Source organism: Micromonospora globispora (assembly GCF_003857015.1).
In the GTDB taxonomy this organism is placed as follows: domain Bacteria; phylum Actinomycetota; class Actinomycetes; order Mycobacteriales; family Micromonosporaceae; genus Micromonospora; species Micromonospora globispora.
Genome location: NZ_QGGF01000027.1, coordinates 1 through 4,760 on the forward strand (window position 1 = coordinate 1; position 4,760 = coordinate 4,760).

The 4,760-nt window shown below is 72.9% G+C and carries 3 protein-coding genes; all 3 read right to left on the minus strand.

Features of this window, described 5'->3' with window-relative positions:
- Positions 1–984, minus strand: a 984-nt coding sequence (locus tag DKL51_RS00735; RefSeq protein ID WP_185734656.1) for a glycoside hydrolase family 6 protein, incomplete at its 3' end; no start/stop codon positions are given.
- A complete protein-coding gene (locus tag DKL51_RS00740) occupies positions 981–2,609 on the minus strand; it encodes a glycosyltransferase family 39 protein (RefSeq protein ID WP_124811613.1) in 1,629 nt (542 codons plus the stop codon). The genes DKL51_RS00740 and DKL51_RS00735, both read right to left, overlap by 4 nt.
- Complete coding sequence (locus tag DKL51_RS00745; protein WP_185734657.1) at positions 2,606–4,531, minus strand: glycosyltransferase; 1,926 nt, start codon at positions 4,529–4,531, stop codon at positions 2,606–2,608. The genes DKL51_RS00740 and DKL51_RS00745 overlap by 4 nt, the downstream gene beginning before the upstream one ends.
- Between the last annotated feature and the right edge of the window lie 229 nt (positions 4,532–4,760).

Below are 4,760 nucleotides of genomic sequence, written 5' to 3' on the forward strand. Positions count from 1 at the left end.
GTTCACCCCCGCCGGCAGCCAGGCCGCGCCCGCGATCAGCGTCCGCGCCTGGGCGGGGGTGAACAGGTACGTCTTCTCGCCCCCGCACTTCCCGTCGGACTCCCCCGGGTCCTTGATCCAGAGCAACGCGGCCAGTCCGGGCCGGTCGGACACCGCCCGGGGCGGCTCACCCAGCGCCTGCCGCGCCGGATTGCACCACTCGTCGTCACGGTTCGGGTCGTCCGGCGGCGGGCCCGCGCCGTTGCGGGACGTGTCGATGACGAACTCCCGGCCACCGACCAGGTCGGAGAGTTCCCGGCCCCAGCGGTAGCTGTCCTCAGTGGTCTGCCGGTTGGACACGTTCACCGCGAAGCCCTCGGCCGAGGTGATGCCGGAGGCGAGCAGCCGCTGCGCGGTCTCCCCCGTCGATCGCCACTTCGAGTGCCCCGCGTCCAGGTAGACGGCGTGCCCGGCGTCGGCCAGCCGCTTCGTCGCCTCCGCGATCAGCTTCCCCCGCGCGGTGTCGAAGCAGTCCGCGGCGATCGCGTCCGGCTCCATCACCACCGCCGACCGGGTACGCCCCAACGCCCGGATCAGCTTCCCGATGTAGTCCCGGTACGCCGCCGCGTCCGGGGCGCCCTCGCGGTGGTTCGCGCACCCCCGGTTCGGGATCCAGTACGCCACCACCACCGGCAACTGCCCACGCCGGCGGGCCCGCTCGGCGAGTACGCCGACGGCGGGCACGTCGTGCGGGCTGTTGACCCAACGGGCCTGCGGCCGCGTGGTGATCGGATCCAGCCAGTCGGCATCGTGCGCCGCCTGCCAGCGAGCCACCGCGGTGTCCCGGTCGACGTACAGGGCGGCGCCCCGGAACGGGTGCTTCGGCGGCGCGTAGCGGACGCTCGGCGGGTCCGGGTGCAGGGTGGTGTCCGGCGTATGGCCGCAGCCCGCCGCCAGGGCGGCGACGAGGGCCAGGACGGCGGCCGGGACGAGCCGGCGGGTCATGGCAGCTCCCAGTGCTCGCTGACCCGGAACACCTGCACCCGGTCGTCGCCGGAGCCGAAACTGGCCACGGGCACGGCGTGCTTGCGGGCCTCCATCAGGGTCGGGTACTTCTCCGCCGCGTCGGCGGTGCGGTAGTACCAGTCCGGCACCACCAGGTAGTCGACCCGCTTGACCTCGCGGCGTACCGCGGGGTCGGTGTCGAGCTTGTAGACGATCACCGGCCGGGGGTTGAAGCCGTACCGGTGGACCAGGTCGGTCCAGATCGCGTCGTGCACCACCAGGGTCTTGTCCCGGGGAACGTTGCGGGCCACCCACTCCTCGGCGGACCGCAGCGGCGGCTGCTCGGTGACGGTCATCATCCGGCGCAGCTCCGGCGTCCAGGAGACGGCGGTCGCACCGACCAGCCCGACCAGCAGCAGCGCCACCGTGGTCACCCGGAAGCCGTAGCCGAAGCCCTGAGCGGCGCGCCGGCGCAGCCAACCGGCGGGCACCAGGCCGGGCGTGCCGGCGAGGGCGCTGCCGGCGCCGGCGATCAGCAGCGCGCTCCAGGGCAGCAGGTTGATCACGTGCATGAACGGCACGTAGCCGCCCCGGACCAGCACCAGCCAGCCGATGACCAGGGCCAGCGCGGCCGGGCGCAGCCGGCGGACCAGCAGGGCCAGCGGGATGGCGGCCAGCCCGAGCAGCAGCAGCCAGTGGTCGTACTGGAGCCAGTTCTGCATTTGCTGGCTGGTGGCGCTGTCCGGGTCGAGCAGGGAACCACTGGCCGCCCGGGCGGCGAGCTGCCAGCGGGCGGTGCCCAGCAGGCTGTTGTGCCCCGGCCCCTCGAACAGCTCGCCCTTGAAGAGCGCGAAGAGCGGGTACATCGCCATCAGCAGGCAGCCGGCGAACCCGGCGGTGACCAGCACCTGCGCCCGGTTGCGCCGGTCCAGGTTCTGCAGCAGCGCCCAGCCGAACGCCGGGAGGAGCAGCAGGGTCGTCTCCTTGGTCAGCGCCGCCATGGCGAAGGCCAGCGCCGCGCCGATCCCGGCGGCGAGGCTGCGCCGCGGCGAGTACGCCAGTACGAACGCCAGCAGCAGCCACGGGACGACCAGGTTGTCGAGGTACGTCCAGCGGGCGTAGACGACGGCCAGCGGGGAGAGGCCGAAAAGCAGCACGGCGACCGACGCGGCGACCCGGCCCAGGCCCAGCCGCCGGGCCAGCACGAAGAGCAGCCCGGCGCTGACCACCTTGGCGATGAGCATGCACTCGTTGCCGAAGGCGATCGCCGAGTCGTACCGGTCGAAGCCGGCGGTCAGCGCCGCCCACGCCGCGATCTGGATCCAGCCGGCCGGCGCGTGGTCGTAGAAGTACGAGTAGGGCGAGAGCTTCCCCTCGTACCGCAGCGACCAGGCCTGGGACAGATAGGTGCCGGGGTCGTCGACGTACCCGGGGAAGGTGGACATGCCGATGGCGTGCACCGTGCCGACCACGGCGAGCAGCGGCACCAGCAGGGCGATGCTGCGGGCGTGCCGGGCGGCCCAGACCTGCAGGCCGATGCGCGCCCGCCGGTGCGCCGGCAGCGCCCGGTCGATGTCGGCGACCTCGCGCAGGTCCAGCGTGACGGCCTCCAGCGTCGGGGTCACGCCGCCACTCCCGCCGGGACCCGGCCGGCGTCGGCCGCCGGCGCCGCGCCGAGGTGCGCGCCGCTGTGCGCGGTCTTCACCCAGTTGGTACGCCCCAGCAGGTGCCGCAGCAGCGACCACACCGCGGCCACCGACAGCACCACCTGGTACGGGTAGCCGCCGACGATCACGCCGAGGTGGTCCCGCAGCCGCACCTTCTGTCCGAAGGTCCGGCCGAACTGGTGCAGCATCAGCACGTCCAGCGCGATGGTGAGCAGGCTGATCCCGAGCGGCACGCTGGCCAGCAGGGCGACCACGATCGGCGACTTGTGGGCCAGCGCCAGGGCCAGCGCCACCGGCGCGAAGACCACCGAGAACGCCTGGAAGAACTGGAAGCCGAGCACGTAGACGGCGAGCACCTTCTGCCACGCCCGGGGCAGGGCCAGCCACTCCCGTTCGATGAAGACCTGGATGAAGCCCTGCATCCAGCGCACCCGCTGCCGGACCAGGCCGCGCAGGGTGTCCGGGGTCTCCTCCCGGGTGACCATCTCGTCGATGTAGACGACGTCGACCTGGTAGCCGAGCACCGAGGCGACCATACCGATCTTGCAGTCCTCGGTGAGGCAGTCCTCGTCCCAGTACGCCCCGTACCGGCGCCGCAGCGCCTCCAGGAACTCCCGACGGAAGAAGACGGTGTTGCCGCCGAGCGGCATCACCTTCGTCGCCGCCTGCAGCTTCAGCCGGGACTGGAACCACTTGTAGTACTCCAGCACGTTTGCCGCCCGCCACCAGCCGGAGGTGTTGGCCCGCAGCCAGCGGCGCAGCCGGGGCAGCCGCCCCGGCGGGAGTGGCAGCGTCTGCGGGTCGGCGCTGAAGTTCATCAGCTGCACCCCGCACTGCACGATGCCCGCCCCGGTACGGCGGAACCGGTAGTCGACCATCCGCAGCAGACCGGGGTGGAACAGGTCCTCGGCGTCGGCGACGCCGATCCACTCGTACCGGACGCCGAGCCGGTCCAGCTCGCGGACGGCCGCGTTGAGCCCGATCGGCTTGTTGTGCACCTCGGTGTCCTCCGGGTACGGCGCCACCAGCACCCGCCCCGGGTAGCGGGCGGCCTTGGCGTGCGCGATCGCCGCCGTACCGGGGTCGTCCGGGTGGTCGATGATCGGCACCACCCAGTACTCGGGGTGGTCCAGGTTGGCCAGTCGTTCCAGAGTGTGGCCGGCGACGGCCTCCTCGTGCCGCATCGGCACCAGGATCACGCCCGGCAGCCGGGGCTCGTCCGGGTCCCCGTACCGGTCGGGGTCGTTGTGCTCGGGCAGCCACCACTTGTAGAGCTGGAAGGCCAGCGTGGTGACGGCGACGACCAGCATGAACAGCGACACGGTGACCAGGAACGCGTCCAGGAAGAGGATGGCCGGCAGGCTCAGCACGGCGAGCACTGCCACCACCCGGCTGACCCGCCAGGCGACCGGCGTGGGCCGCCGGTGCACCCCCCGGTGACGGGGGCGGGAGTCGGCGTCGGTCATGGGGGCACCTGCCTCGTGGGAGAACGACCAGAACCGGTCGGAGCAGTAGTTGACGGCCGTGCCAACTACGAGCAGCCCCCAGTACGCCACGCCGGTCCCGAGGACCGGGGCGAGGAACGGGAACGCGACCAGGCTGAGCAGCGCGCTGGCGCCCCGGGCGGCCTGGAAGCGGCGCCACCGGCCGGCCCGACGGTCGGCCCGGCCGGCCGTGTGCCGCCGCCAGGTCAGCAGGTCGTGGGCGACGAAGCTCAGCTGCAGGGTGACGACGAGCTGTCCGGCGTTGGCGGCCGCGGGAGCAACCCCGGCACGGATCAGCAGCTCCAGCACGGCGTGGCCGATCACCGCGACGGCGGCGCCGATGGCGAGGAAGAGCCACGACTCGCGGGCACGGAGAAGGTCGATGACGGGACGCACGCTGTCCTTCCAGGGGCTGCCGGGCACGGTGGAGCGAACCCGGGGCTGCGGTGGCGGCGACACTGCCGCTACCCGGCGGACGGTCCCGCCGTGGCGGCCGGCGGGCTCTCGGTCGGCCCGGACACGGCTCGACCCGAGGGGCGTGGTGAGTCCCATCGGGTCCAGCGGCGCTCCTACCCGTTGTCGGTCAGCTCAACCACGGGGGTGGCGAGGGAGACATGCCCTGCTC